Source organism: Streptomyces sp. NPDC043867 (assembly GCF_056435845.1).
Genome location: NZ_JBWKDS010000027.1, coordinates 51258 through 77939 on the forward strand (window position 1 = coordinate 51258; position 26682 = coordinate 77939).

General features: G+C 69.9%; 23 protein-coding genes and 2 pseudogenes. 16 read left to right on the top strand and 9 right to left on the bottom strand.

The window, feature by feature from the left end; translation table 11 throughout:
- Positions 1-9 precede the first annotated feature (9 nt).
- From AC069T_RS25255 to AC069T_RS25265, 3 genes are read left to right on the top strand one after another with little or no spacing between them, the layout of a single operon-like run.
- Complete coding sequence (locus tag AC069T_RS25255; protein ID WP_478784886.1) at positions 10-1545, top strand: aldehyde dehydrogenase; 1536 nt, start codon at positions 10-12, stop codon at positions 1543-1545.
- Between the two features lie 34 nt (positions 1546-1579).
- The gene (locus AC069T_RS25260) at positions 1580-3052 is read left to right on the top strand and encodes an aldehyde dehydrogenase family protein (protein WP_478784887.1); all 1473 of its coding nucleotides are present in this window, start codon (positions 1580-1582) and stop codon (positions 3050-3052) included.
- Positions 3053-3086: 34 nt separating this feature from the next.
- On the top strand, positions 3087-4553 hold the full coding sequence (locus tag AC069T_RS25265) for a CoA transferase (RefSeq protein WP_478784888.1): 1467 nt from the start codon (positions 3087-3089) through the stop codon (positions 4551-4553).
- A gap of 124 nt (positions 4554-4677) precedes the next feature.
- Here the strand turns inward: AC069T_RS25265 and AC069T_RS25270 are convergent, their stop codons facing one another.
- A complete protein-coding gene (locus AC069T_RS25270; protein WP_478784889.1) occupies positions 4678-5502 on the bottom strand; it encodes an SDR family oxidoreductase in 825 nt (274 codons plus the stop codon).
- A 209-nt stretch (positions 5503-5711) separates the two neighbouring features.
- Between AC069T_RS25270 and AC069T_RS25275 the strand changes: the two genes are divergently transcribed.
- From AC069T_RS25275 to AC069T_RS25290, 4 genes are all read left to right on the top strand, one after another.
- The gene (locus AC069T_RS25275; RefSeq protein WP_478784890.1) at positions 5712-6215 is read left to right on the top strand and encodes a MarR family winged helix-turn-helix transcriptional regulator; all 504 of its coding nucleotides are present in this window, start codon (positions 5712-5714) and stop codon (positions 6213-6215) included.
- A 305-nt stretch (positions 6216-6520) separates the two neighbouring features.
- Positions 6521-8242, top strand: coding sequence for a dolichyl-phosphate-mannose--protein mannosyltransferase (locus AC069T_RS25280; protein WP_478784891.1), 1722 nt, complete (start codon positions 6521-6523; stop codon positions 8240-8242).
- Between the two features lie 154 nt (positions 8243-8396).
- A complete protein-coding gene (locus tag AC069T_RS25285) occupies positions 8397-8576 on the top strand; it encodes a hypothetical protein (RefSeq protein ID WP_478784892.1) in 180 nt (59 codons plus the stop codon).
- 51 nt (positions 8577-8627) lie between these two features.
- Positions 8628-8813, top strand: coding sequence for a hypothetical protein (locus AC069T_RS25290; protein WP_478784893.1), 186 nt, complete (start codon positions 8628-8630; stop codon positions 8811-8813).
- 523 nt (positions 8814-9336) lie between these two features.
- On the opposite strand, the gene AC069T_RS25295 is transcribed toward AC069T_RS25290, so the two are convergent.
- On the bottom strand, positions 9337-10986 hold the full coding sequence (locus AC069T_RS25295) for an FAD-binding dehydrogenase (protein WP_478784894.1): 1650 nt from the start codon (positions 10984-10986) through the stop codon (positions 9337-9339).
- A gap of 124 nt (positions 10987-11110) precedes the next feature.
- Between AC069T_RS25295 and AC069T_RS25300 the strand changes: the two genes are divergently transcribed.
- From AC069T_RS25300 to AC069T_RS25310, 3 genes are all read left to right on the top strand, one after another.
- The gene (locus AC069T_RS25300; protein ID WP_478784895.1) at positions 11111-12292 is read left to right on the top strand and encodes an RsbRD N-terminal domain-containing protein; all 1182 of its coding nucleotides are present in this window, start codon (positions 11111-11113) and stop codon (positions 12290-12292) included.
- A gap of 111 nt (positions 12293-12403) precedes the next feature.
- On the top strand, positions 12404-12625 hold the full coding sequence (locus AC069T_RS25305) for a hypothetical protein (RefSeq protein WP_478784896.1): 222 nt from the start codon (positions 12404-12406) through the stop codon (positions 12623-12625).
- A 298-nt stretch (positions 12626-12923) separates the two neighbouring features.
- Positions 12924-13928, top strand: a complete 1005-nt coding sequence (locus AC069T_RS25310; protein WP_478784897.1) for an AraC family transcriptional regulator — start codon at positions 12924-12926, stop codon at positions 13926-13928.
- 182 nt (positions 13929-14110) lie between these two features.
- Here AC069T_RS25310 and AC069T_RS25315 read toward each other — a convergent pair whose 3' ends face one another.
- The 5 genes from AC069T_RS25315 to AC069T_RS25335 are packed head-to-tail and all read right to left on the bottom strand — an operon-like array spanning position 14111 to position 19140.
- Positions 14111-15157, bottom strand: a complete 1047-nt coding sequence (locus tag AC069T_RS25315) for an SMP-30/gluconolactonase/LRE family protein (RefSeq protein ID WP_478784898.1) — start codon at positions 15155-15157, stop codon at positions 14111-14113.
- A gap of 2 nt (positions 15158-15159) precedes the next feature.
- A complete protein-coding gene (locus AC069T_RS25320; RefSeq protein WP_478784899.1) occupies positions 15160-16308 on the bottom strand; it encodes a phosphotransferase family protein in 1149 nt (382 codons plus the stop codon).
- Positions 16305-17063 carry an SDR family oxidoreductase gene (locus AC069T_RS25325; protein WP_478784900.1) on the bottom strand — a complete coding sequence of 253 codons (759 nt, stop codon included), beginning with the start codon at positions 17061-17063 and terminating at the stop codon, positions 16305-16307. The genes AC069T_RS25320 and AC069T_RS25325 overlap by 4 nt, the downstream gene beginning before the upstream one ends.
- Positions 17060-17899, bottom strand: a complete 840-nt coding sequence (locus AC069T_RS25330) for an SDR family NAD(P)-dependent oxidoreductase (RefSeq protein WP_478784901.1) — start codon at positions 17897-17899, stop codon at positions 17060-17062. Before AC069T_RS25330 ends, AC069T_RS25325 begins: the two co-directional genes overlap by 4 nt.
- Entirely contained in the window at positions 17896-19140 is a 1245-nt protein-coding gene (locus tag AC069T_RS25335; protein WP_478784902.1) for an acyl-CoA dehydrogenase family protein, read from the bottom strand. The genes AC069T_RS25330 and AC069T_RS25335 overlap by 4 nt, the downstream gene beginning before the upstream one ends.
- 547 nt (positions 19141-19687) lie before the next feature.
- Here AC069T_RS25335 and AC069T_RS25340 point away from each other — a divergent pair.
- Positions 19688-19867: pseudogene (locus tag AC069T_RS25340) on the top strand (phospholipid carrier-dependent glycosyltransferase); the annotation flags it as partial.
- 272 nt (positions 19868-20139) lie between these two features.
- Here the strand turns inward: AC069T_RS25340 and AC069T_RS25345 are convergent.
- Positions 20140-20358, bottom strand: a pseudogene (locus tag AC069T_RS25345) (HD domain-containing protein); the annotation flags it as partial.
- A 513-nt stretch (positions 20359-20871) separates the two neighbouring features.
- On the opposite strand from AC069T_RS25345, the gene uppS reads away from it, so the two are divergent.
- Both uppS and AC069T_RS25355 read left to right on the top strand, forming a co-directional pair.
- Complete coding sequence (gene uppS / locus AC069T_RS25350; protein WP_478784952.1) at positions 20872-21573, top strand: polyprenyl diphosphate synthase; 702 nt, start codon at positions 20872-20874, stop codon at positions 21571-21573.
- Positions 21570-23075 carry an oxygenase MpaB family protein gene (locus tag AC069T_RS25355; RefSeq protein ID WP_478784903.1) on the top strand — a complete coding sequence of 502 codons (1506 nt, stop codon included), beginning with the start codon at positions 21570-21572 and terminating at the stop codon, positions 23073-23075. The genes uppS and AC069T_RS25355 overlap by 4 nt, the downstream gene beginning before the upstream one ends.
- Positions 23076-23141: 66 nt before the next feature.
- On the opposite strand, the gene denD is transcribed toward AC069T_RS25355, so the two are convergent.
- Positions 23142-24158 (bottom strand): D-erythronate dehydrogenase, encoded by a 1017-nt coding sequence (gene denD / locus AC069T_RS25360; RefSeq protein WP_478784904.1) that lies wholly within the window; start codon positions 24156-24158, stop codon positions 23142-23144.
- A 508-nt stretch (positions 24159-24666) separates the two neighbouring features.
- On the opposite strand from denD, the gene AC069T_RS25365 reads away from it, so the two are divergent.
- The 3 genes from AC069T_RS25365 to AC069T_RS25375 are packed head-to-tail and all read left to right on the top strand — an operon-like array spanning position 24667 to position 26337.
- Positions 24667-25272 (top strand): hypothetical protein, encoded by a 606-nt coding sequence (locus tag AC069T_RS25365; protein WP_478784905.1) that lies wholly within the window; start codon positions 24667-24669, stop codon positions 25270-25272.
- A 1-nt stretch (position 25273) separates the two neighbouring features.
- Positions 25274-25681 carry a phage holin family protein gene (locus tag AC069T_RS25370; RefSeq protein ID WP_478784906.1) on the top strand — a complete coding sequence of 136 codons (408 nt, stop codon included), beginning with the start codon at positions 25274-25276 and terminating at the stop codon, positions 25679-25681.
- Positions 25657-26337, top strand: coding sequence for a DUF3618 domain-containing protein (locus AC069T_RS25375; RefSeq protein WP_478784907.1), 681 nt, complete (start codon positions 25657-25659; stop codon positions 26335-26337). Before AC069T_RS25370 ends, AC069T_RS25375 begins: the two co-directional genes overlap by 25 nt.
- Positions 26338-26682 lie beyond the last annotated feature (345 nt).

Consider the following 26682-nt stretch of genomic DNA (forward strand, 5'->3'; position numbering starts at 1 on the left):
CCCGAGAAAATGACCGATCACACCGCGGCCCCGGCCACCTCCTCACCGCCGGAGCGCTTTCCGGCCGGGATGGACCGCGACTACCTGATGCTCATCGACGGCGAATGGGTCGCCGCTTCCGGCGGCGAGACCTTCTCCTGCCTCGACCCGTATGAGAACCAGTCCTGGGGCCGCGTGCCCGCCGCGACCGAGGAGGACGTCGACCGGGCCGTGCGTGCCGCCCGGCGGGCCTTCGACGAGGACGGCTGGTCCCGCACCCCCGCCGCCCTGCGCGCCGGCCTGCTGCGCAAGCTCGCCGACCTCATCGAGGAACACGCCGAGGAACTGGCCCTCCTTCAGATTCACGAGAACGGCAAGCTCCTCAGCGAGATGCTGCCCGCGGCGAAAGGCCTGGCGGCCCACGCCCGCTACGCGGCGGGGCTGGCGGAGAACCACCACGGCTCCACCCTTCCCGTCTATCCCGGCTTCACCGCCTACACAGTGCGCGAACCGGTCGGCGTCATCGCGGCGATCACCCCGTGGAACTCGCCGCTGACCCTGCTGTCGTGGAAACTGCTGCCCGCGCTGGCAGCCGGGTGCACGCTCGTCATCAAACCGTCCGAGGTGACCCCCACCTCCACCCTCCGTCTGGCCGAACTGTGCGAGCAGGCCGGCTTCCCCCCGGGTGTCGTCAACGTCGTCACCGGCTTCGGACAGCCGACCGGCGCCGCTCTCGCGGCCCACCCCGGCATCGACAAGATCGCGTTCACCGGCTCCACCGCGGCCGGCAAGGCCATGCTCAGCGCCGCCGCCCCCCGCATCGGGCGGGTCACCCTGGAACTGGGCGGGAAGTCACCCAACATCGTCTTTGCCGACGCCGACCTCGACAACGCCGTGCACGGCGTCATGGGCGGCATCTTCGCGGCGACCGGGCAGTCCTGCATGGCAGGCTCCCGGGTCCTGGTCGAGGACCGTGTGTATGACGAGTTCGTCGGCGCCCTGTCGGCGGCCGCGGACAAGCTGGTCCTGGGCGACCCGCTCGATGCGGCGACCGAGGTGGGCCCGCTGGCCTGCCGCAACCAGTTCGAGAAGGTCCTGCACTACATCGATGTCGGGCACGCCGAGGGTGCACGTCTGGCCGTAGGAGGGGTGCGGGACGAATCCGCTCCCAAGCTGGCGCGCGGCCTGTTCGTGCGGCCCACCGTCTTTGCCGAGGTCGACAACTCCTCCCGTCTCGCTCAGGAGGAAATCTTCGGACCCGTGGCGAGTGTGGTGCGTTTCAGCGGCGAGGACGGTGCCGCCCAGCTGGCGAACGACGTCGATTTCGGTCTGGCGGCAGCCGTGTGGACCGGGGACGTCGGCCGCGCCCACCGCATGGTCAGGCGCCTGCGGGCGGGCACGGTCTGGGTCAACGCCTATCGCGTCGTCCACCACGCCGTGCCCTTCGGAGGGTTCAAGCAGAGCGGCATCGGCCGCGAACTGGGCCCCGACGCGCTCGACGACTACACCGAGACCAAGTCCGTCTGGATCGACGAGGGAAACCCGCAGATGTTCGGCCGCCACTGATATGCGAGATCACCAAGAGAAAGGCACGATTACCGTGCTCGAGTACAAGAACATCTACATCGACGGCGCCTGGCGCCGCCCCTCAGGCGACGAGACCACCGAGGTCGTCAATCCGGCCACCGAGCAGGTCTTCGCCACCGTGCCGGCCGCCACGGCATCGGACGTCGACGCGGCCGTTGCGGCCGCCCGGGCGGCGCTGCCCGCCTGGTCCCGCACGACCCCGGCCAGACGCAAGTCCTTCCTCGACCGCCTCCACCAAGGGCTGGCCGAGCGCGCCGGCGAGATCGCCGCCACCGTCACCTCGGAAATGGGCTCGCCGAGGCACTTCTCGGCAGTGGTTCAGGCCGGGTTGCCGATCGCGGTCGCCGAGTCGTATGCCCGTCTGCTGGAGACGTACGAGTTCCAAGAGCGCATCGCCGATGCCCTCGTCGTCAAGGAACCGGTCGGAGTCGTCGCCGCCATTACCCCCTGGAACTACCCGCTGCACCAGGTCGTCGCCAAGGTGGCGGCCGCGCTGGCCGCGGGATGCACCGTGGTCCTCAAGCCGTCCACGCTCACCCCGCTCAACGCCTACCTCCTCGCCGAGATCGTCGACGCCGTCGAGCTGCCTGCGGGAGTCTTCAACCTCGTGCCCGGCACCGGCTCCGTCGTCGGAGAGGCACTGGTCTCCCACCCCGGCGTCGACATGGTCTCCTTCACCGGGTCGACCCGCGCCGGCCGGCGCATCGGCGAACTCGCCGCGGCCACCGTCAAGAGGGTCGCTCTGGAACTCGGCGGCAAGTCCGCCAACATCATCCTCCCCGACGCGGACCTGGACACCGCCGTCCGCGAGGGCGTGGCCAACGTCATGATGAACTCCGGCCAGACCTGCACGGCATGGACCCGGATGCTCGTACACCAGGACTCCTACGAGCGGGCCGTCGAGCTGGCCCGCAAGGCCGCCGAGGACACCGTGGTGGGAGATCCCGCAGACGAGGAAACCCAGGTCGGGCCGGTTGCCTCGGCGGGCCAGCGCGACCAGGTACGCGCATACATCGCGGACGGAATCGGACAGGGCGCCCGGCTGGTGACCGGGGGCATCGAGCCGCCCCGCAACCTGCCCACCGGCTACTACGTGCGCCCCACCGTCTTCGCCGACGTCACAGAGGACATGACTATCGCCCAGGAGGAGATCTTCGGCCCGGTCCTCGTCCTCATGGCGTACCAGGACGAGGAGGACGCCCTGAGGATCGCGAACAACTCGCCGTACGGCCTGTCCGGAGCGGTGTCCTCCGCCAGTGAGGAGCGCGCCCTCGCCTTCGCTCGCCGCCTGGAGACCGGCATGGTCCACATCAACGGCGCACAGCTGAACCTGCTCGCCCCCTTCGGCGGCTACAAGCAGTCCGGCAACGGCCGCGAACTGGGCGTCCATGGTCTGGAGGAGTTCCTCCAGACGAAGGCGCTGCAGCTTCCGGCACCGGCACCGGCACCGGCACCGGCACCGGCACCGGCCTCGGCCTCGGTGTGATGGCGACCCGACCGAGTCCAGGAAGGACGGCGCAATGAACACCGCTGAGCACCCGGCCGCCTGGAGCTTCCTCTCCCAGATCTGGGACTCGCTCCAAGGAGACGACAAGGCGCTGGAGCGCGTGCGATTCGAAGGACACGGTGCCTTGCGCTCACCCTTCGCCGTCACCGACCTGGCCGCGGCATCGTTCGCCGCCGCCGCACTGGCCCTCAGCGACCTCGTCGCCACGGCCGGCGGCGGGACACCGCACGTCCAGGTGGACCGGGTCCTCGCCAGCGGCTGGTTCGACCTGCCGGTCGGCCCCTCCCAGCCCCTCAGCCCATCACCGCGGCAGCAACTTCCGAAGTGGATGTGCGAGTTCCAGACCGCCGACGAACGGTGGCTGCGCATGCAGGCGACCTTTCCGACGCTGCGCTCCCGTATCGCCCAGGCGCTCGGGACGAGAGAGGACCCCACGGAGTTCGAGACCGCGATCCGTAAGCACCCCGGAGAGGACCTCGAGCGGCTCCTGGTGGATGCCGGCGCCGCCGTGGCCCTCAGCCGCTCAGTCGACGAATGGCAGCAGCACCCCCAAGGCCGGGCCGTGGCGACCGAACCTGTCATCCACACCCAGACCACAAACGAAGGCGAAGACACCTGGAGACCGACACCCCAGCGCCCGTTGGCCGGGATCCGCGTGCTCGACCTCACCCGCGTCATCTCCGGACCGATGGCGACCCGGTTCCTGGCGGCCTGCGGAGCCGAGGTTTTGCGCATCGACCGTCCCGGCTCGGACGAAAGCACCGGATTCTTCGGGCGGGGAAGCGACGTCATGCTGGGCAAGCGGTGGGCGCTGCTCGATCTGCGGACCGACGACGGGCACGCCCAGTTCCTCAAGCTGCTGGCCGAGGCGGACGTGCTCGTCCATGGATACCGCCCCGGCGGCCTCGACAGCCTCGTCGCCCCCCACGTCCGGGCCGCCGTACGCCCCGGCCTGGTGGAAGTGACACTCAACGCCTACGGCTGGACCGGGCCCTGGAAAGACCGCAGAGGATTCGACACACTCGTACAGTTCAGCACCGGCCTCGCCGACGCCACGACGGCCTGGGCGCGAGCCGACCCGGAGCACAGGACACCGATCAACGCGCTCGGCACACTCGTCGACGCCGACCGGCCCCGGCACCTCCCCGTCGAGGCCCTCGACTTCGCGACCGGCTACATGATCGCCGCAGCCGCCATCCGGGCCCTGACACACAGAGTGACAACCGGCCAAGGCTCCATCAGCCGCCTCTCACTCGCCCGGACCGCGGCGATGCTGACCGGCGAGGGACATGCCGCGGAGGAAGCCGAGATCCGGCTGCCCCTCGACGGGCCGTATGAGGACGGTGTCTTCGTCAGCGGCGACGGCCAGCCGGTGAAGCGGCTGCGCTTCCCCGCCACCATCGAGCACACGCCACTCTTCTGGGAGCGGCCGTTCGAGCCGGCAGGGTCGTCCGTGCCGAGGTGGTCCACCTCGGGCTGAGAACGGCCCACCTCAGCCCCGGCCGTCGCGACAATGACGCGGCGGCCGGGGCTTCGTCGGCCCCGGCCGCCAGTGGGAGTTCCTGTGGTTCGCGCGGTGCTCCAGCGACCCACACGGTGCTTGGTCAGGCCTGCGACCCCTCGGCCAGCGCGGACACCTCGGCCCAGTCGTTCCACGTCTTGAGCCGCTCGGCGTAGACCTGGGTGACGACCGGGAGGGAGGAACTGCCGAAGAAGACCCGCAGCGGCGGGTTCTCGGCGTCGACGATCTTCAGCAGTGCCGGACCGGCCGCAGCGGGGTCCCCGACGGGGGAACCGCTGAATGCGTCGAGTACCGCGGCGCGCACGCCGTCATAGGCCGGCAGAGGCTGGGCGTGAACGCCGGAGGAGCCCGCCGCGTCGGTGGCGAAGCTGGCGGGCTCGACGAGAGTGACCTTGATACCGAAGGCGGCGACCTCCTGGGCCAGCGTGTCGCTGAAACCTTCCAGCGCCCACTTCGAGGCGATGTAGCCGCCCATGTTGGGCCAGGCGGCGACACCGCCGAAGGAGGAGATCTGGACGATGTGACCGTTGCCCTGAACGCGCAGGAACGGCAGGGCGGCCTGCGTCACCCACAGGGCGCCGAAGAAGTTGGTCTCGAACTGGTCGCGGACCTGCTCCTCGCTCAGCTCCTCGGCCGCGCCGAACAGGGCGTATCCGGCGTTGTTGACGACGACGTCGAGCCGGCCGAAATGAGCGTGGGCGCGCTCTACAGCGGCGAAGACAGCACTTTTGTCCGTCACATCCAGCGCTATCGGCAGGACGGCGTCTTCGTAAGCGGTGACGAGGTCAGCGAGCGCGGCGGTGTCACGGGCGGTGGCCGCGACCTTGTCCCCGCGGGAGAGGGCCGCTTCGACGAACTGGCGGCCAAAGCCGCGGGACGAGCCGGTGATGAACCAGATCTTGCTCATAGAGGTGCTCCCAGAAGGTGATCGAAGTTCCCTGCCCGCCCGGTGGTCACGGCTGTCTACGAGGCAGGGGTATATGGGCGGCCAAGTATTTAGGTGGTCGCCCAACTAGTGTTGCCAGGACCCACCGTACACCCATCTTTGGCCGCCCAAGTAAAGTGGTGGCCGGGGCATCCGCCGATGCCCTGAGGACGGCAGGAGAGGCACGGAAGATGAACCCCGCAAAGGAGCCCGCGGCCACGGATACGGCCGGGCTTGACGTCCGGCCCGCCGTGGCCAGTGGCGGCCCGGTCAGCCTTGCGCTGTGCCGGGTGGCCCGCCTGCACCGCACAGCCGCCGCGGCCCTGCTGCGCGATCTCGGGCTCTACCCGGGCCAGGACCTGGTGATGATGCACCTGTGGGAGAGCGGCCCGGTCGTCCGCCAGGCGGACCTGCTCCGCATGCTCGGCCTCGACCCCTCCACCCTCACCAAGACGCTCCAGCGGATGGAACACGCCGGGCACGTACGACGCCTGCCGGACCCCGCGGACGGCCGGGCCGTGCTGGTGGAGCCCTCGGACTCCGGCGCCCGCATGCTGGCCGAAGTCGACCGCGCCTGGAGCACCCTGGAACAGGAAAGCCTCGCCGGACTGGATCCCGCCGAGCGTCAGCAGCTGCTGACCCTCCTCGGCCAGGTCGAAGCCAACCTCACCACTTACAACGCACAACAGCACTGACCCAGCCAGCCAGCCAGCCAGCCAGCCGGACGGATCGGACGGCAGCGACTGCCTCAGCCAGAAGCAGCCGCAACCTGCAATGTCGCGTGCCGTAGCGAACGGGCAGTACTCACCGGACACCCACTACCTCTGCGACGTGACGTTCGGGCGGGACAGGGGGCGACAGCGCCGATCGCTGCCCTGACTGACCGATGCCGTAGGCGGCCGCAGCCCGTGAGCCGGTCCCGATGCCGAGACGGACCTCATGGCCGGGCCCGCGCGCTGGCCATACCTGTCCTGCTCTCGATGAGCTGAAAGCTGACCACGTGATCCGTAAGAACGCTCCCGCGTCTGTCGACGTGACACCGGCGGCACATTGCCGGCCGATCTCGTGGGAGGGGCGGCTGCGCCGCTTCGGGTACGTCGGGGGGCCGCGGACGTCCGTGCGCGACCGCCTGGTGGTGCCGTTTCCCGAACCCGGAGCACGGCCGTGGCGCGCGCTCGGGCTGTCGCCTGAGGCGGCGGGCCGGCTGGCGCGCTGGTCGGGCTGGGGCGGGCCGCTACTGGTGGCGCTGCTTGCCGGGCTGCTGCGCTTCTGGCATCTGGGCAGCCCGCGGAGCATCGTCTTCGACGAGACCTATTACGCCAAGGACGCGTGGTCTCTAGTGCGGCTCGGCTACGAGGGCACCTGGCCGGGCGGCAAGATATCTGATCCGCAGGTCCTGGCCGACCCCCAGGTGGTCCCGCTCTCCGGAGCCGGTTCCTTCGTCGCCCATCCGCCGACGGGGAAGTGGGTGATCGCCCTCGGTGAGTGGATGTTCGGCCTCAGCCCTTTCGGCTGGCGCTTCATGACCGCGGTCATGGGGACGCTGTCGGTGCTGATGCTGTGCCGCATCGGGCGCCGCCTGTTCCGCTCGACGGTGCTGGGCTGCCTGGCCGGAGTGCTGATGGCGGTGGACGGTCTGCACGTCGTGATGAGCCGCACCGCGCTGCTCGACCTCATCGTCATGTTCTTCGTACTCACGGCGTTCGGCTGCCTGCTCATCGACCGGGACCGTGCGCGGGCCCGGATCGCAGCGGCCCTACCGGTGGAAGGTGACGGTCGCGTACGACCAGACCACGACACCGCCAGCCGCGCCGGTACAGGAGTGCGTCCGTGGCGGCTCGCAGCCGGCCTGTTCCTGGGCCTGGCGGCCTCCACCAAGTGGAACGGCCTGTATTTCCTGGCCTTCTTCACCATCCTGACCCTGCTGTGGGACGTCGGGGCCCGCCGCGTCGCCGGGGCACGCCACCCGTACCGGGCCGTGCTGCGCAGGGACCTCGCACCGTCGGTGCTGTCCCTGGTTCCTGTCGCCGCGGTGACGTATCTGGCAACGTGGACCGGCTGGTTGCTGTCCGACGGCGGTTACGGGCGTCACTGGGCGGACGGCCGTGGCGGCACCTGGTCATGGATCCCGGCGCCGCTCCGCAGCCTGTGGCACTACGAGTACGGGGTCTACCAGTTCAACGTCGACCTGCACGCCCCGCACACCTACCAGTCCAACCCGTGGAGCTGGCTGGTTCTCGGCCGCCCTGTGTCGTTCCACTACCAGTCGGTGAAACCCGGCCAGGACGGCTGTCACGCGGCGTCCGGCTGCTCGCAGGCGATCCTCGCCCTGGGCACGCCGCTGCTGTGGTGGTCGGCATGTTGCGCGCTCGTGTACGTGCTCTACCGCTGGGCGCTGCGCCGCGACTGGCGCGCGGGCGCCGTCCTGTGCGCGGTGGGAGCCGGATACCTTCCCTGGTTCCTCTACCAGGAGCGAACGGTCTTCTCCTTCTACACCGTCGTCTTCGTGCCGTACCTGTGCCTGGCCCTGGCGATGATGCTGGGCGCCCTGCTGGGTCCTCCGGGAGGGGGTGAAGAACGCCGCAGACGGGGTGTGGTGGCTGTGGGCACGCTGGTGCTGCTGATCGTCTGGAACTTCATCTATTTCTTCCCGATCTACACAGGGCTGACGATTCCAACTTCCGGCTGGCGCAACCGAATGTGGCTCGGCACCTGGATCTGAGAAGCCATCCGCATACCGCTCGATGGGCTTGATCAGTCGAACGGGGTTGTGGATCGGGTGATCGCTGCGGTGTTGGTGCATGTAGGAAGGGCCCCTCGGTAGCTCGGAGTTGCGAAGCTCAAGCACCGAGGAGGCCCTCTTGCCGTAGTCTTGCGTGACCGTGCCCGCCGCGTCCAACTCGCCGGCTTCGTTGTACCGCGAGGCCGCCGTCCCGGTGTTCGAGCGGCTGCGCAACCTTCACTTCGCGATCCGTCTCGTCTGGGCGGACGGCGCCTACTCGGGCGGCCTCGTCGACTGGGACAAAAGGAACTGCAGCTCACCCTGGACATCGTGAAACGCACGACAACAGCGCGGGGATTCGTGGTGCTGCCCAGACGATTGGGTGGTGGAGAGGACGCTGAGCTGGCTGATGGGTTCGCGCCGACTGGTGCGGGACTACGAGACGCTGCCAGGGATGCACGAGGCGATGGTGCTGTGGTCCATGACCATGCTGATGACGTGCCACCTCGCCGGACGCCGTCGGGATGCCTTCATCCCGCGCCGGCCGTCGCCGTCGTCGTCACGGCGGTGAACACGTCGGGCCGCACCTCACACGCCCAGCCCCGGGTGGCCAGCCGCTTCACCCGCGAGCGCACCCCCTCGGCCCGGGCCGGCACCATCTCCCACCCCAAGCCCGCCAGGATCTGCTTCTCCCGCATCCCGTCGGCGGCCTCCGGCGCGGCCAGGACCGGCAGAATCTGCTGCTACTCGGGAGCGAGTACCGCGGCGTCGGCACGGTGGAGCCCGCTACAGCACCACGGGTCAACCCGTCGTCCTGAGCGGGGAGTTCACCCAGTACCTCGGCCACCGTTTCCCGCGCTCCAGCCAGCCTCGCCAAGGCGCCCTCCGCCTCCTCGACGAGCGCGACCCGCACCCTCTCGCGCAGACGAGGACGACACCGGCGGCAAGGACTACCGGGCTGACACCCGCGTGCAGCCATCCCCGCATACGCGGTGTGACTGCGTCAGCAACCTCGGCCAACAGATGGTGCACCGGTGTCGACGTGTCGTACTCGTCCTGATCACGTTTCCTCGCCTTCGCCTTCGCCTTCGCCGTCAGCTGACGGCGTCCGCGGCGGCGCGGCCGGCCACCCGTCCCGAGAAGAGACAGCCTCCCAAGAACGTCCCCTCGAGCGCGTTGTAGCCCATCATCCCGCCACCGCCGAAGCCGCTGACCTCCCCTGCCGCGTACAGGCCCGGCAGGGGAGCGCCGTCGGACGCGAGGCAGCGTCCCGATAGATCGGTCTCGAGGCCGCCGAGAGTCTTGCGGGTCAGGATGTTGAGTCGCACCGCGATGAGCGGGCCGTTCTTGGGGTCGAGGAAGCGGTGCGGGGTGGCGACGCGAATGAGCTTGTCGCCGCGGTACCGGCGGCCGCCGCGCATCGCGGTGATCTGGGCATCCTTGGTGAAGGCGTTGTCGATCTCGCGGTCGCGGGCCTCGACGAGGTGGCGCAGGTCCGCCTCGTCGATCAGATGGCCGTCGCCGACGGTGTTCATGCCCGCGACGAGATCGGTCAGGTTGTCCGCGACGACGAAGTCCTCGCCGTGGGTCTTGAACGCCTCGATCGGACCAGGCGCACCGGGCTTGATGCGCGACAGCAGGAGCTTGATGTCCTTGCCGGTGAGATCGGGGTTCTGCTCGGAGCCCGACAGTGCGAACTCCTTCTCGATGACCTTCTGGGTCAGGACGAACCACGAGTAGTCGTACCCCGTGCCGCGAAGGTGCTTGAGGGTGCCGAGCGTGTCGAAGCCCGGGAAGAACGGCGCCGGGAGCCGCTTTCCGGTCGCGTCGAGCCACAGCGACGAGGGGCCAGGCAGAATGCGGATGCCGTGGTTGTCCCAGATGGGGTTCCAGTTGCGGAGGCCCTCGACGTAGGCCCAGAGGCGGTCGGGGTTGATGATGCTGGCGCCGGCCTTTTCGCTGATGGCGAGCATGCGCCCGTCGACATGCGCGGGAACGCCGGCGACCATCGTCGCGGGCGGGGTGCCGAGACGCTCGGGCCACACCTTCCGGACGAGGTCGTGGTCGCCACCGATGCCACCGGACGTGACGATGACCGCCTGCGCCCGCAGCTCGAACTCGCCGATCTCGAGCCGGCTGGAGGCGACACCGCGTTCGACATCGGTGGGCTCGAGGACCGCACCGTGCGCGCCGACGACTGTCCCGTCCTCGACAAGGAGGCCGTCGACGCGGTGCCGGAACGCGAAGAAGATGCGTCCGGCCTTGACGTGTGCGCGAACCCGGCGCTCGAACGGCGCTACGACGCCCGGACCGGTGCCCCACGTCAGGTGGAAGCGGGGCACGGAGTTGCCGTGACCCTCGGCGCGACCGTCGCCTCGCTCGGCCCACCCGACGACCGGGAAGAGCCGCAGCCCCATGGCGTGGAGCCAGGCACGCTTCTCGCCTGCGGCGAAGTCGAGATATGCCTCGGCCCACCGGCGCGGCCAGGCGTCCTCCTCGCGGTCGAACTGCGCACTGCCCATCCAGTCCTGTTCGGCCAGAGCGCGCGAGTCTTTCACACCCATGCGGCGCTGCTCGGGGGAGTCGACGAAGAACAGCCCGCCGAGGCTCCAGAACGCCTGACCGCCGAGGTTCTGCTCGCCCTCCTGGTCGACCAGGATGACGGAGCGTCCACGGTCGGCGGCCTCCGCCGCGGTGGCGAGACCCGCGATGCCGGCCCCAATGACGATGATGTCTGCGTCCACTGGTTCTCCTAAGGACGAGGCAGTGTTTTGTCCCCAAGCGTGTATGGGGGGCGAGCTGACAGCAATATGGTTTGTCACAGGTTGAGCAAGGCGCTCACCAGCGGGTGACAGGGAGCAGCGGCTGATGGGAACAGTCGAACGAGTGACGGTCCAGCAGCGGGTGGTGAGCAATCGGGAAACGGTCACCGAGCGTCTCTCCGCAGCCATTCGCACGCAAATCCCGGCGTACGCGTCGTTGAGTGAAGCGCAGCGGCTCGAGACCGAGGCGATCGCCACGTGGGGCATCCAGCGCCTGCTGGAGCTGTGGGCGGCTGGGACGTCGTTGAGCGAGGAAGACCTGCGCCGCTTCCACGGCATCGGCGTCGCGCGTGGCACCGACGGTCGACCGCTCTTCGCCGTGTTGCGGGCCTACCGCGTCGCAGCGGTGGAGGCCAACGGCCTGATCCAGGAGCTCGGTGGGACGGATCTTCTGATGGAGGACGCGCTGGCATTGAACACGACCCTGCTGGAGAGCTTGGACCAGCTGTCCGAGGCGCTTTTCGCGGGATACACCTCAGCGACCGAGCGCCTGACCGAGGATCGCTCCCAGGTCCTGCGCAGACTCGCCGACGACCTCGTCACTGGCCGCCAGACCTCCGCCGCTGCGTTGAAGGACCGGTCCGAGCAGCTCGCCATCACCCTGCCGACCACGCTGTGGATCACGGTGCTCGGCTCCGATGACAGGCACAAGGTCGAGATGACTGCTGGTGACGTGGCCCAGGTGGCGACAGCCGCGACAGACGCCGCCGGAAATACCCTCGTCCTGCCGACGTGTCGGCACGGGCAAGGCGTTCTTCTTCACTCCCAACCGCTCGATGACACGGCAGTCAGTCAGTGCCTGCCCTGGCGTTCATGTGTCATCGAGGACGTGGGTCTGACCGATCTGCCGGCGGCGTACCGAGCGGCGTCCGGGGCCGTCCGCTATGCGCCGCTGGAAGCAGATGGATTGGTTGTTCCATTGGACCGAGCTGATGCCCTGTTTGTCGCGCTGCTGCGCGGTGATCCGCCGGTGGACCCCCGCACCTTCGCCGACGAGGCACTTCGCCACGTCCTTGCCCCAGGTCAGGAGCACATCCTCGAAGGTCTGTCGGCGTATCTGCTGGCTGGCTCGTCGAGTAAGGCGAGCAAGGCGCTGGGCCTGCACGCGCAAAGCATGCGGTACCGTCTCCGTCGTCTGCGTGACGTCACCGGCCGCAACCTGAACAAGCCGTGGGACTACCTGCTGCTGAGCGCCGCGAACACCATTCACCGCCTCACATCAGACTGACCACCCATGAGTAGGCCAGTTGTCCGCCAGTGATGAAGAATGATCGAATACACGCTGCCGGGACCGCTCCTGGCGCAACGTCCCGCGGGGCCACGACCCGGAGGACGAACTGTGACCGAGCAGACCCGCTGGGGCGGGTTTGGCAGCTTTCTGGCGAACGAGCTGCGCCCGTCGCCGCTTCGGCAGCACTCGCGCTTCATCGAGAGACAGTCACCGGTACCTGGTCCCAACACGGTCCGTGTCACATTCCTCGGCGTGTCCACCCTCGTCATCACAGGCGGCACCGCGACCCTCCTCACCGACGGCTTCTTCTCCCGCCCGGGTGTTCTCTGAGCGCGTTTCGGCACCATTCGACCCGACCGTGACAGGGCCGAGTCGGCCCTGACCCGAACCCGGCTCTCACCTCGGCAGATGCCGTCCTTATGGCCCACTCCCATTTCGACCACGCAAAGTTCGACGGCCGGGCAGACCAGAACCTGGGAGCCGATCGAGGGCGCCGCGCTCAAGGGCGTGCTGTTCTCCACCCCCGACACCTGGAGCCGTCCCTGGGGTCCGCTTCACCGCGCTGACCGTGCACCGCACGCAAGCAGCGGCGTTTGATCCTGGGCGACACGAGCGGCATGCTGTGCGTGTGTCCCTGGTCCGGTCGGCAGGTCTTCAGAAGTTCCGTCAGTGTGTTGAGGGGCTCGGCGGTGACGCCGACGTGTACGCGCGGCGGGCCGGGCTGCCTGCGGAGGCGCTGGACGCCGATGAGCTGTTGGTGGAGGACACTGCCCTGGCCGCGGTGATGGAGATCGCCGCGGCTGACCTGGGCTGCCCGGATCTGGGGCTGCGGGTCGGCGAGAGGCAGGAGTTCGCCATGCTGGGCCCGCTGTCGGTGGCGATCCAGCATTCCCCGTCGGTCGCCGACGCGCTCGAGTGCACGTCCCGCTACATGTTCGTGCATGCTCGGGACTTCGGTGTCTGTGTGGTGGACGACCCGGACGGGGAGCACGGTGTGGTCGGGTTGCGGTACTCCTTCGGTGGGGGCGTGCGGCCGCTGCCGCAGGCCACCGACATGACGCTGCTGTTCTCCCACCGCGCGGTGATGTTCCTTCTGGGCGGCTGTTACGGCCTGCGGTCGGTCGATCTGCCTCATCAGCCCGTGGCACCGCGGTCGCGGTACGAGGACGCTTTCGGTGTCCGGGTCCGCTTCGGCCGGGCAAGCGCACTGCTGCGGGTGCCTTCCAGCCTGCTGGCCCGCCCCCTCGTCGGTGTCGACGAGACGGTGCGCCGGATCGTGCTTGCCTTTTTGTCCCAGCAGCCGCGTGAGGCCGGGCCGGTGGTGACGGCGAAGGTGCGCGCGGTCCTCGACCAGTCTCTGGGGACCGGTTCCACCGACCTGGCCGACGTGGCCCGGCTCCTTTCCGTGCATCCGCGGACGCTGCAGCGGCAGCTCGCCGCCGAGGGCCAGTCGTACGCCTCGGTCCTCGACGTGGTGCGTCGTGCCCGGGCCCGTACCTACCTGATGACGACGGACATGCCGTTGGCCCAGGTCAGCGACCTCCTGGGCTTCGCCGAGCAGGCGGTCCTGTCCCGCTGCGCGAAGCGGTGGTGGGGCCGGACGCCGAGCGAACTGCGCCGCGAGGCGCGCTAGGGCCTGTCGTTTGGATCATGCCGGCGTCGCGGGGTCTGGCACGCACATCTGCGGCGTTGTCGTCGGTCGCCGACGCTCCGCGTCGACTCCCTCCTCCGCCTTGCAGCTGCACGCGCCAGACCCCGCTCGGGTCGGTCAGGACGAACCGTCGGTCACAGCCAGCCTGATCCAAACGACAGGCCCTAGTTGTTGTGCTCGCCCGGCCGGGCGAGCACAACGACGTCGTCCTCGTGCAGGCTGCCGGCGACGACCGTGCCGTTGTGTTCGGTGACGCTGGTGACGAAACCGTACGAGACGTCGTCGGCGCGCAGGTCGTGGACGATACGCCCCTCGAGGTCGAAGGCCATGACCCAGGCCACGGGGGTGGCCTTGGGCCGCACGGCCTCGGGCAGGTTCCACAGGAGGACACGCAGGAACCCCGGCAGGGGCAGCAGCTTGTCCAGCAGCGCGTTGCGGGGAGCGGCGATCGACACCCAGAGCAGCCCGTCGCTGCCGAGGCTCATGTTGTCGGGCAGGCCGGCGAGGTTGTCGACGAACGGCTCGTGCGTCCCGGCCTTCGGGCCGGTGAGCCAGTGGCGGCTGATCCGGTACCCGGCGGTCTCGGCCACGAGCAGGTGAGAGGCGTCCGGGGCGAGGACGAGTCCGTTGGCGAACTTGAGGCCGTCGCGCAGCACGGTGACGGTGCCGTCGGGGTCACGGCGGACGAGCAGGCCGGTGCAGGAGTGCTCGATGATGTCGCCGAGGTAGTGCTCCAGGTCCCAGCGGCGGGTGGACACGGTGAACCAGATGGTGCCGTCCGGGCCTTCGACGACGTTGCTGGCGAAGGTGAGCGGCCGGCCCGCGACGGCATCGACGAGCACCTCGACCGATCCGCCGGCGGACATGCGCAGCAGTCCCCGGTGGTGGTCGCAGATCAGGATGCTGCCGTCGGCGGCCGGCTCGAGGCCCAGCGGACGGCCGCCGGTGCTGCCCACCACCGCGCGGGCTCCGGTGACGGGGTCGATGCGTACGATGCTGCCGTCGCCAAGACCGGTGAGCAGGCAGCCCTGCCTGTCGAAGATCACGTCCTCGGGGCCGTGGCCGCCGCTGGCGAGGCGTCGGGCGACGGCGAAGCGGCTCGTGGCGGGTGTGCGTCCCTCGTCGGCGGGGGCGGGGGGTGGGGTCCAGCGGCGGGGCGCGATGAGGCGGCGGGTCAGGGGCATGGCGTTGGGCTTCCTGTTCAAGGGCATGGCTATCTCCCTACCTGGGCATCGGCGATCTCGGGCGCCGTCCGACCGGCGGCGCGGATGATGCCGCGGCACCGCAACTCCAGCAGGACGACCGCGATGCCGAAGAGGCGGAACTGCTTGTTCGTCGTCTGCTTGGACAGGTACCGCTGGTACACCTGCTGGGCGATGGCGGCGACGCGGAACAGGCCGAAGACCTGGTACCAGGCCCATTCCCGGTTGGTCACGCGAGTGCCGGTGCGTGCGCAGTAGTACGCCACCACCTCCTCGCGGGTCATCATCCCGGGCAGGTGGGTGGGCTGGCGGCGGAAGGCCTGGCTGTGCCTGCCGTCGTCGGCCTGGATCCAGTATCCGAGGCCGTTCGCGAGGTCCATGAGAGGGTCGCCCACGGTGGCGAGCTCCCAGTCGAGCAGGCCGACGGGCCTCGTGGGGTCCTCGGGGTCGAGTACGACGTTGTCGAAGCGGAAATCGTTGTGCACCAGGGTGTGCGGACGGTCGAGCGGCTGGTTGTCGGCCAGCCATCGCATGACCCGCTCGAAGGAGCCGACGTTCCAGGTACGCGCCCTGCGGTAGCGCTCCGACCAGCCTTCGACCTGGCGGCGTACGTACCCGTCTCCCTTGCCGAGGTCCGCGAGCCCCGTGGCCGCGAGGTCGACCATGTGCAGGTCCACGAGCAGGTCGATGACGTTGCGGCACAGAGCGGCGGTCTGTTCGCGGTCGAGCGCCATCCCGCGCGGCAGGTCCTTGCGCGGGACCGGTCCGACGAGCCGCTGCATCACGTAGAACGGTGTGCCGATGACCGCTGGGTCCTCGCACAGGGCGACCGTGCGCGGCACGTACGGCAGGAACTGCCCGAGTTGGGTCTGGATGCGGTACTCGCGCCCCATATCGTGGGCGCCCTTGCGGTGGGTGCCCTTCGGGGGCCGGCGCAGGATGAGGTCGCCGCCCGGGTAGCGCAGCAGATAGGTCAGGTTCGACACGCCGCCGGAGAACTGCCGCACGTCCGGGACGGCGGAAAGCTCGGACTCGGTGCTGCCGGGCGTGGCATTCTCGGCAAGCCAGGCGGCCATGGCCGCGGCGTCGAAAGCGTCCTCGGCGCGGACCGGGCGCGATCCGGCGACGTCACTACTTCCCCTGGTGACACGAGCGTTCACATGAGCCTCCGGACGATCCGCAGCGGCAGTACCTTGAGGGCGATCCCCAGGGGCACCCACGGCCACACCGGCACGTAGGCCTTCCCGCGACGCTTCTCGATCGCCGCGACCATCGCGCGCACACCCGTCTCGGTGTCGACCATGAACCGGGCCTTCTCCTCGACGTGGGCGTTCATCTCCGAGCGGATGTACCCCGGGTGGATGACCGAGACGTCGAGGCCCCTGATGTTCTCCGAGCGCAGGCCCTCGGCGAGGGAGGTCAACCCGGCCTTGGTCGCCGCGTAGGTGGTCATGGACCTGCGCATGCCGCGCAGGGCGGACATGGACGAGATGAGCACGAGGTGACCGCGGCCCTGCCGGCGGAAGAGCTCCAGAGCGGCCTCGGTCTGGGCGAGAGCTCCGACGAAGTTCGTCATCGCCGTGGCCAGGTTGGCATCGGACCGCCCCGTTCCGAGGGGAGCGCCCTTGCCGATGCCGGCGTTGACGACGACCCGGTCGATCGTCCCAAATGTGTTCGCGAACTCGTGGAACACCGGGGCGACCGCGTCGCTGTCGGTGACATCGAGGGCGGTGGTCTCGACCCGTCGGCCCGTGGAGATACGGATCTCGTCGGCGAGGGCGTCGAGCCGGTCGGTGCGCCGGGCGCAGAGGGCGAGGTCGTAGCCCAGGGCGGCGAACTGCCGGGCCATTTCCTCACCCAGGCCCGAGCTGGCCCCGGTGATGAGGACTGCGCCGCGGCCCGTCCGGCTGCTCATACCGGCTCCTTGCTCACCGTGGGTGTCTTCTCACTCAGTTCGGCCCGGCGGATCTTGGCTCCAGCGGCGAACATCTGGCGGTCGTAGAGGGGCCGGACCAGACGCTTCGTCCAGTACGCGACCCGCGCGGACCGATCCGGCAGGATCAGGAAGCGGCGCGCGTCGACACCCCGGAGCACCCGTGCGGCGATCTCCTCGGCCCCCCACGGCGCCCGCGAGATCAGCTTGGCGGCCACCTGGTCCATCAGCGGATCCTCTCCTCCCAGGGAAGCGGCCAGGTTGGTCCGGAAGAACGACGGGCACACCACCGTGACGTCGACGCCCCAGGGGCCGAGCTCGTGGCGCAGGCTCTCCGAGAGGGCGACCACAGCCGCCTTGCTCGCGTCATAGGAACTCATCGCTGCCGGGTGGACCAGCCCCGCGAGGGACGCCACATTGACCACGTGGCCGTGCCCTTGAGCCTTCAGCAGTGGGGAGAAGGCCCGGCAGCCGTTCACAGCGCCCAGCACGTTGACCTCCAGGACCCGCCGCCAGTGCGTGTCGTCGAGACGGTCCACGCGACCGCCCGCGGCGATGCCGGCGTTGTTGACCAGCACGTCGAGCCCGCCGAGATCGACGCGGACGCGCTCCAGAGCGGCCGCCCAGTCCGACGGCGAGGTGATGTCCAGGCGCTGGTAGCGCGCGCCCGCGGGCACCTCGGCTTCGGCGGCGAGGTCGGTGACGAGCACACGGTCCCCGCGCTCGGCGTAGCGGGAGGCAAGAGCCGCACCGAGGCCGGAGGCGCCCCCGGTGATGAGCACCGCTCGGCTCTTACCGGTGCCGGTGACGCGGCTCATCGGGTGGCTCCGTGCTTGCTGAGCTCCATGCGGGCGACGACGCTCTTGTGCACCTCGTCGGGTCCGTCGACCAGGCGAACGGCCCGCGCAGCAGTCCAGGCACCTGCCAGCGGGAAGTCACTGGACAGCCCACCACCACCGTGGATCTGCATGGCGAAGTCGATGACCTGCTGGGCGACATTGGGCGCCGCGACCTTGATGGCGCTGACCTCGCTCTGCGCGCCCCTGGCCCCGACGGTGTCGAGCTTCCACGCCGCGTCCAGGATGAGCAGCCGGGTGGAGTCGATCGCGATCCGTGCCTCGGCAATGCGCTCGCGGTTGCCACCGAGGTCGGCCAGCGGCTTGCCGAACGCCTTGCGCGCCAGACCGCGCTCGCAGGCCAGGTGCAGGGCACGCTCCGCCAGACCGATCATGCGCATCGCGTGGTGCACCCGGCCCGGACCGAGCCGGCCCTGAGCGATCTCGAACGCTCGCCCCGGGCCGGCGATGATGTTCGAAACCGGGACCCGGACATCGGTGAAGGAGACCTCGCCGTGGCCGAAGGGCTCGTCGAAGAAGCCCATCGTGTCCAGCATCCGCTCGACCTTCACCCCCGGGGTGTCCCGCGGGACCAGGACCATCGAGTGCCGCGCGTACTTGGGTGCGTCCGGGTCGGTGAGCCCCATGACGATGAGGACCTCGCAGTCAGGGTGCCCGATGCCAGTGGTCCACCACTTGCGGCCGTCGAGGACGACGTCATTACCCTCGACCACAGCCGTGAGCTGCATGTTCGTGGCGTCCGAGGACGCCACGCCCGGCTCGGTCATGGCGAACGCCGAGCGGATCCGCCCGTCCAGCAGCGGATCGAGCCAGCGGTCCTTCTGCTCCTGGGACCCGTAGCGCAGCAGCACTTCGGCGTTGCCGGTGTCCGGTGCGTTGCAGTTGAACACGTACGGGGCCAGGAACGACCACCCGGTCGCCTCGGCGATCGGTGCGTAGTCCACGTTCGTCAGGCCCGTGCCGCCGCGCGTGTCGAACCGCTCTGCGTAGGGCCCCTCGTGCCCGGCGGGCAGAAACAGGTTCCACAGCCCCCGCTCCCGCGCCCGACGCCGCAGCTCGTGCACCTCCTCAGGCACCTGCCACGGGGCCGCCCCGCCGCCGGAGCGGTGCAGCTCGTGCTCGACGGGGGCGATCTCGTCCTGGATGAACGACCGCACGGCTTTGGTCAGCTCGGCGGCACGTGGTGAAGGGCTGAAGTCCATGGCCACCACGGTAGGGACGGCACGATGGGCATCCTTGATCCAGCACGACACATTTTTGATCAGAGACGACAAGCCGACTACCGGTTCACATCCTCCGGATATGACTCGTGGGAGACTCTCCGACGTGACGCGAGCGGCCGAGGCCTCGGACGCCACCGTGGATGCGGTCGTTCTACGCCTGGTGTCAAAGCCTCTGCGGTCCTTCCAGGGCCCCGTCCAGCCGCAGGCGTTGAGCGTCACTTCCACCAGGCGGCGGCGTACAGAGGCCCCGGACATGGGGGCGACGAGGCTGTCGAGGCCTCCGGGGCGGTATCCGTGGACGACCCGGCGACGGTCTGAGGGGCTGGGAAGGGCCGACCGGCAGGTCGAAACCAGCCGCTGGCGAGGTCCGGTCCACCTGGATGTGCAGTTTCCCGCGGCTGGCCGTGGCGATGAGGTCGCTGAGGACCAGTGCGGCGGCGAAACGATACAGCGGCAAGGCCGGTGACCGCGAAGGGTGAGCGCAAGGCACCGTGTCCCTCGAATCGCACGCGCTCCAGAGCCCCGGTCATGGATCCCGGCGCCGGTCCGCAGCCTGCGGCATGACGAGTACGGGGTCTACCAGTTCAACGTCGACCTGCACGCTCCGCACACCTACCAGTCCAACCCGTGGAGCTGGCTGGTTCTCGGCCGCCCTGTGCTGTTCCACTACCAGTCGGTGAAACCCGGCCAGGACGGCTGTCAAACTCATAGGCCAGGTCAACTACCTCCTGCGCTGCTGGAGCCAAGACGGGCCCCAGCAGCCCGTCGTCACCGCCTTCCCCGCAACCACCCCCGACGACCGGCGCCCCCCGGGTGTACGCGTCACCCGGCCCGAGACTCGCCTGACCATCGGCGGGTGACGACCCGGACGCGGTAGCGCGCGTCCTCGTCGAGACGAGTAGATCCCCAGATCAACAGCACGAAGACGGCAGCCCGACCTTCATCGGCCGGGCAGCCGCCCACTGCTTACGATCGCGCTCAGCTGCACGATCCGACGAAGTCGGTCCGCCGGAAACCCGGGGCGAAGTGCTCCAGGACGTCCGCGTTCACCGTGCCGAAGGTGGTGTCGGGGCGGTGCCGGAAGCCGTCGGTGAACGCTTTGAGGATCTGCCGCTTGAAGTCGGGCCGGGGATGGGCCGCGATGACGGCGTCGATCTGCGCCTGGGTGAGGTGGGACAGGTTGAGGCCCAGCACATCAAGCGGGGTCCACGGGAGCGGGCGGATGGTGCGTCGTTCTTCGGTGATGCCGACTTCCCGGCCGCGGCGCCGCTTCGGTCCGGCCGTGAACCGCCCGGAAAAGGACGGCGGATGGCGAGCGGTACACCCTCGGTACGCCGGGGCAGGGGGCATCGGTCCGTCGGCGTGAGGGGGCCCGCCGTCGATCCCGTCGCCGGAGGCCCGCCAGGACGTACCGGCTCCGCTAATCGTCCACCTGTGCGTCCGGGCGCGCGCGGGAGTGAATGCGCGGGGATCGCGGCGTGCCCCGGTCGCGGCCACGGCACGCTGCTGCTCGTTGATCCAGACAGGGGCCAGGGGGCCGTCTGGAGCGGAACGGGCGCGTGCTCGTCGAGGGGGACCGTGTGGTGGCAGCCGTGAGGAGCAGGCGTGACAGTTGACGAAGCCGTCGGAAGTGCCACCTCGACGCCGGTCGATGCCCCGTGCCGGGGCCCCGCTGACGAGGACCGGAAACCACGGACGCCGCCGCGGCACGTGGCCTGCGTGATGGACGGCAACGGCCGCTGGGCGGCACGGCGGTCACTGCCGCGGACCTCGGGGCACCGGGCGGCCGAGGTGACGGTGATCGACGTGATCGAGGCGGCCAGGACGGCAGGGGTGCAGTGGCTGAGCCTGTACGCGTTCTCCACCGAGAACTGGCGACGCCCGGGCAACGAGGTCGACTTCCTCATGCAACTGGTGCGCCGCGTCGTACGCAAACACGCTCCGCTGCTGCACGCCCGGGGCATCCGCTGCCGGTTCCTCGGCGTGACGGACTCCAGAATCCCGGCGGTACTCGCCCGGGACTTCGAGGACCTGATGACGCTGACCGGTATGAACCGCGGCATGACGCTGACCGTGGCGTTCGACCACGGCGGGCGCGGGGACATCGTCGAGGCGGCACGGTCGCTGATCCGCGGCGGGGTGCCGGCCGACGCGGTGACCGAGCAGAGCTTCGCCGCCCATCTGCCCTTCCCCGACACACCCGACGTGGATCTCGTCATCCGGACCTCCGGGGAGCAGCGCATCTCCAACTTCATGCTGTGGCAGGTCGCCTACGCCGAGTGGATGTTCCCGCCGGTGCTGTGGCCCGACTTCCGCGCGACGCACTTCGTGGAGTGCCTGCACACGTATCAGCAACGCGACCGCCGCTTCGGCGGCGTCCCGCCGACCGCGAACGGAGCACCCTCAGCGTGACCGAAACCGCCAGCACCCACTCCAGCAGCGCCGACTCCGGCACCGGCGGCCCCGGCGGGGGCCCGTCCCGGCCGGCGTCCGAGGCAGCGGACGGGACGGGCACAGGGGCGCAGTTCCACGAGTTCTTCAACGACCCGCGCTGGGCGCTGGCCATGGTGCGGGCGACCGTACTGGAGGCCGCCCACCCGCAGATCGGCGCTGCCCTCCTCGACAACTCGACCTTCGTGGCACACCCGTGGCGGCGGCTGCGCAACACCTTTGTCAGCATGCAGCGCATGTTCGGCGCCGACGAGCACGCCCGGCAGCGGGAGGCGGCGCGGCTCAATCGCCTGCACGCGCGGCTGAACGGTACCGATGCGCGCAACCGGCCCTATGACGCGATGAATCCGAAGGTCCGCGCCTGGGTCGTGGCGACCCTGTTCGAGAGCGCCGTCACCCTGTGCCGACTGGGCGGCCAGCCTCTCGAACAAGGCACCATGGACAGGCTGTACGCCGACTTCCAGGCGCTGCTCGCGGCAATGGGCGACCAGGCCGGCCATCTGCCGCCCACCCTGCAGGAGTTCTGGCAGTACTTCGACCACATGGTCGAAGAGGAACTCGAGAACACCGAGGCGCTGCGCATCATCCTCTACAAGCTCTTCGACCATCTCCCGGCGCCGCCCCTGCTGGACGGGCTGCCCACGGTGTGGGCGGCCGGCCGGGCTCTCGCCGGTCCCGTCGTCGGAGCCATCACGGTGGCATCCCTTCCCGAATCCTTCCGCCGCCGGGCAGGACTGCCCGAGATCCCCGGGGCCCAGACTCTGATGCAGAGCGCCTACCTGGCCGTCGGCCTGGCGCGCTTCCTGCCGGACGGCTGGATCAAGGCCGAAAACATCGCCGGCCTCCTCTCGCTCTCGCCCGACAGCGACGACCCCCGCGCGCGGAGCATCACGGCGGTGCGCGACGGGATGAAGCGGGCAGGCGCCCTGATCAGGCTGATCACCCCCCTGCCCGCGCAGCCCGATCCCGCCGGGGCGGGCGAGCCGCAGCGCAGCGCCGAGGAGTTCTTCGACGCGGTACTGGACCAGACCGGCGACGGATTCCTGGACTGGCCCGACCTCGCCGCCATGGCCCGGGAACTGTCCGGCCGCCTCGACCTCGACGAACCGGAGGAGACCAAGCTCTACGACGCGTACGCCGACTGGTGGCGGGAACTGCAGGCCGCCCTCGACGCCGACGGTGACGGCCGTATCAGCAGGGCGGAGTACGCCGCCGGTGTCCCGTCGCTGGCCGGGCCCGCGCTGATCAGAGTCGCGGAAGTCCTCTTCGACGCCACCGACCGGGACGCAAGCCAGACCATCGACGGGGACGAGTACCGGGCATTGTTCCGGACAGGGTTCCGGCGTGACATGGCCGACGCCGAGGGCACGTACTCCCGCAGCGCGTTCCTGAAGGACTTCCTGTCCTTCATGTCGGGTCGCCGGCGCTCGAGCGCGTTCGACCCCCTGCTCAGCGAGGCGTGACCCCGCCCGCGCGAGGGTCTGCTCGGCGGGACCCCGCGCGGACGCGGTGGGCTGCCGGGCGCACCCCTACGCGTCCGAGGGGCGGGTCACCGCGTGGGGGTGATCGTCGAGGTAGTCCCGTACCACCGAAAGGAAGCCCGGGTCCGGCTCCAGCCCGAGCGAGGTGGCGCGCGTGTTGTCGAAGACGGCCGGCCATGAGCCGACGATGGCCTCGACCGCCGGGTCGGGGGCGATGGTCACCAAGTCGGCTGCGGTTCCGGCCACTTGCCGCAGGACGGCGAGCATCTCCGCGACGGAGACCGTGACAGCGGGGAGGTTGACGGGCAGCGGGCCCTCGATCCGCCCCGGTCCGGCGCCCCGTTCGGCCTCGGCGACACGGAGGATCCCCTGCACCGTGCGTCGCGGTGAGGCCAGAGCCACGCGCAGGGCGGGGTCGACCGGGCAGGTCGCCGGGAGTCCGGCGAGCGGCTCGCGAATGATGCCGGACAGGAAACCGGAGGCGGCCGCGTTCGGCTTGCCCGGCCGCACGGCGACGGTCATCAGACGAGCGACGCGTCCGTCGACGAAGCCACGGCGGGTGCAGTCCGCGACGAGATACTCGCAGGCGAGCTTCTGTGTCCCGTAGCTCGACTGCGGCGTCGGCAGAGTTGTCTCACTGACCACGGACGGCAGGGGCATCGCCGGGTGGGATCCGTAGACGGCGAGGCTGCTGGCGAAGACCATCCGCGTGACGGGCCCGCCGGCCAACGACTGGGCCCGTGCGGCTTCCAGGAGGGCTCGGGTGGTGTCCAGGTTCACGCGCATCCCGAGGTCGAAGTCCGCCTCGCACTCGGCCGACACCGCGGCTGCGAGATGGAACACCACGTCGACCGGCCTGGCGAACAACTCATCCAACCTGTCGAGCAGTTCACCGCGCACGATGTCCACGAGCGGGTCGGCCGTCAGCGGGAGGTCCGGGTGCACGACCCGGTCGGCGAGCACCAGCCGGGTGATCGGTTCACCGCCGAGGGTGCGCGTACGCAGCAGGGCCCCGGTGAGCAGGCGCCCCAGGAAGCCGTACGCACCCGTGATAGCGATCCTCATGTGACTTCTCCTCGGAGGCGGCCGGCGAGCGGGACATGCGCGCCGTAGTGCTACCCCTTCGCGGAGCGCGGCAGGCCCCCCGTCGACCGGCGAGCGCCGCGCGGTGGGAGTGAGAAGCGGGACGGCGGCGCATCGGCACCGCTTCCTTGACGAGCTTCGGCGGGCGGGCGAGGTCGCTTCCGGCCCGGTGGCCCCCGGCGGGAGCCGCTTCGCGCTGCGGCTTCCCCGTACTCACCGGGGAAGCCGGTCGCTCCGGGCCCCAGCCCTGACCCGGGCCCCGGCGCGACCTGGCCGACACCGGCTGTCCTATTTATGCGCACCCAGGCTGTTTCGCATGGAATGCCTCGGATACTCGCAAAGGGTCTCAATCGGTACATGAGCACATAGGCGCGGTAAGGCCCCTTCACCGAGTCGAGAGACGACCACCGTGGCGAGCGGGTGGTAGCCCCCGCACTGTCTTTCACCGAAGCATGACGGCCGATCCGCGCCCGGAAAGAGGGTGAGGGCCATGAGTACTGAGTCCGCCGACGGCGGGGCCGGGCGCGTACAGGCGGCCGGACAGACCGCGAGAGAACAGGCATCGGCCACAGCGGGTCAGGCCAGGGACGCCGCGGGCGAGGTGGCGGGGACCGCGATGGATCAGGCCAGGACGGTAGCCGAAACGGCACGCCGCCAGGCCGAGGGCGCCGTGGGAGACCTGCGGGACCGTGTGACCGAGGAAATGCAGGGTCAGACGCAGCGGGCAGCCGGGACGGTACGCCAGTGGGCGGACGACCTGTCGGAACTGACGCGCAACGCGCCCGGCGATTCCCCGGCTCGCAGCATGGTGTCCCAGGCCGCGAACGGTGGCCACCGGGCAGCGGACTACCTGGACCGGCACGGCGTGGAAGGTATGGGCGAGAACCTGAAGGGGTTCGCGCGGCGCCGGCCGGGAGCCTTCCTGGCGGGGGCGGCGCTGGCGGGGTTCGCGGCCGGCAGACTCGTCAAGGCCGGCGGCAAGGCGCAGTCCGGACCGGGAGTGCAGGAGGCCCGCACCCCGGTACCGGAGGTGGGGCCGCCCGGACCGCCGCTGGCGGCCGTACGTGTCGAGCCGCACGCCTACCCGGAGGTGTGACATGTCGTCGATGGCACCGGAGCCGCGCGGTCAGGACTCCTCGGTCGGGGAACTGCTGTCGGAAGTGGCCTCCGACGTCCAGACGCTCTTCCGGCAGGAAGCCGAACTGGCCAAGATCGAGATTCGTGAGGAGGCCACCAAGGCGGGCAAGGCCGCCGGAATGTACGGGGGAGCCGGATTCGGTGGCTACATGGTCGCCCTGTTCGCCTCGCTCGCGGCGATGTACGGCCTGGCCAACGTGATGGACACCGGATGGGCGGCCCTGATCGTCGCCGCCGTATGGGCGGTCGTCGCGGCAGTGCTGTTCAGCAAGGGCCGCTCCCGGATGCGGGAGGTGTCCCCGAAGCCGGAGCAGACCATGGAGACCCTGAAGGAGGACGCGCAATGGGCACGTCACCCGACCAAGTGAGAACCGATATCGAGGCCACCCGCGGGCGCCTGTCGGAGAACGTCGACCGGCTGGCCGACCGCACCAGCCCGGGACGGATCGTGCGCCGTCGCACCGGTCGAGTCCGCGGAGCGTTCTCCGGAGCGCGTGAGCGTGTCATGGGCACCGCTTCCGGGACCACGCAGAGCACCAGGGACCGCGGGCAGCAGGCCGCCGCGTCCGTCCAGGACAGCGTCGGGCAGGCCGCGGGCACGGTGCGCCAGAAGGCCGGTCAGGTCGGTGAAGCGGTCGGCGGCGCCCCGGAGCAGGCCGTCCGGCAGACGCAGGGCAATCCGCTGGCGGCGGGCCTGATCGCGTTTGGCGCCGGGCTGCTCGCCGCCTCGCTCCTGCCCGGCTCGCAGGCCGAGGAGCAGGCGGTCTCCCAGCTCTCCGAGAACGCCGGTGAGGTGATCGAGCCCGTCAAGCAGGCGGCGATGGAATCCGCGCAGCATGTGAAGGAGGACGCCGCCGAGGTGGCCAAGCAGGCCACTCAGGAGGTCAAGGACAGCGCCGCGGAGGCTGTCCGGACGACCAAGGAGGCATCCACCGACCAGGCGGGTCAGGTCACGGAGCAGGCCCGGCAGTCCGGCCAGGAAGTGGCCGACGAGGCCCGGCGACAGTCGCCCGGCGCCATGTGACCACCGTCGCCGGGGCACCGCGGGCGGGGGCATGCGTGGGGGTGTGACGCACCGCCTCCGACGGAGCCGCCCCACCGGCGCCCTCGCCGTATCCTGTCGCCGGCCCACCGGACCATGGGCCGGCGACCCTGGCATGCATGGTGAGTGTGGACGATGACTCTGCGGTCGCCCTTCCCACCCCGCTTGTAGGTCGACGAAGAGGGGGAGCTGGTCCCCGTCGTCGCATCACGGTGCCGACGGTCGTGATCATCCCCAGCAGTCGCCGGTGGTGACCAGCGTGTGCCTCACCCGGCCCGCTCAACCGATGGTGACGACACGAGCCCCTCGCTCGTCCCCGGCGCACTC

Excerpts from the sequence above, each read along its gene's own strand:
- AC069T_RS25255 (WP_478784886.1), top strand. The coding sequence starts at position 10 with ATGACCGATCACACCGCGGCCCCGGCCACCTCCTCACCGCCGGAGCGC.
- AC069T_RS25265 (WP_478784888.1), top strand. The coding sequence starts at position 3,087 with ATGAACACCGCTGAGCACCCGGCCGCCTGGAGCTTCCTCTCCCAGATC.
- AC069T_RS25270 (WP_478784889.1), bottom strand. The coding sequence starts at position 5,502 with ATGAGCAAGATCTGGTTCATCACCGGCTCGTCCCGCGGCTTTGGCCGC.
- AC069T_RS25275 (WP_478784890.1), top strand. The coding sequence starts at position 5,712 with ATGAACCCCGCAAAGGAGCCCGCGGCCACGGATACGGCCGGGCTTGAC.
- AC069T_RS25300 (WP_478784895.1), top strand. The coding sequence starts at position 11,111 with ATGGGAACAGTCGAACGAGTGACGGTCCAGCAGCGGGTGGTGAGCAAT.
- AC069T_RS25315 (WP_478784898.1), bottom strand. The coding sequence starts at position 15,157 with ATGCCCTTGAACAGGAAGCCCAACGCCATGCCCCTGACCCGCCGCCTC.
- AC069T_RS25325 (WP_478784900.1), bottom strand. The coding sequence starts at position 17,063 with ATGAGCAGCCGGACGGGCCGCGGCGCAGTCCTCATCACCGGGGCCAGC.
- AC069T_RS25330 (WP_478784901.1), bottom strand. The coding sequence starts at position 17,899 with ATGAGCCGCGTCACCGGCACCGGTAAGAGCCGAGCGGTGCTCATCACC.
- AC069T_RS25335 (WP_478784902.1), bottom strand. The coding sequence starts at position 19,140 with ATGGACTTCAGCCCTTCACCACGTGCCGCCGAGCTGACCAAAGCCGTG.
- denD (WP_478784904.1), bottom strand. The coding sequence starts at position 24,158 with ATGAGGATCGCTATCACGGGTGCGTACGGCTTCCTGGGGCGCCTGCTC.
- AC069T_RS25365 (WP_478784905.1), top strand. The coding sequence starts at position 24,667 with ATGAGTACTGAGTCCGCCGACGGCGGGGCCGGGCGCGTACAGGCGGCC.
- AC069T_RS25370 (WP_478784906.1), top strand. The coding sequence starts at position 25,274 with ATGTCGTCGATGGCACCGGAGCCGCGCGGTCAGGACTCCTCGGTCGGG.
- AC069T_RS25375 (WP_478784907.1), top strand. The coding sequence starts at position 25,657 with ATGGGCACGTCACCCGACCAAGTGAGAACCGATATCGAGGCCACCCGC.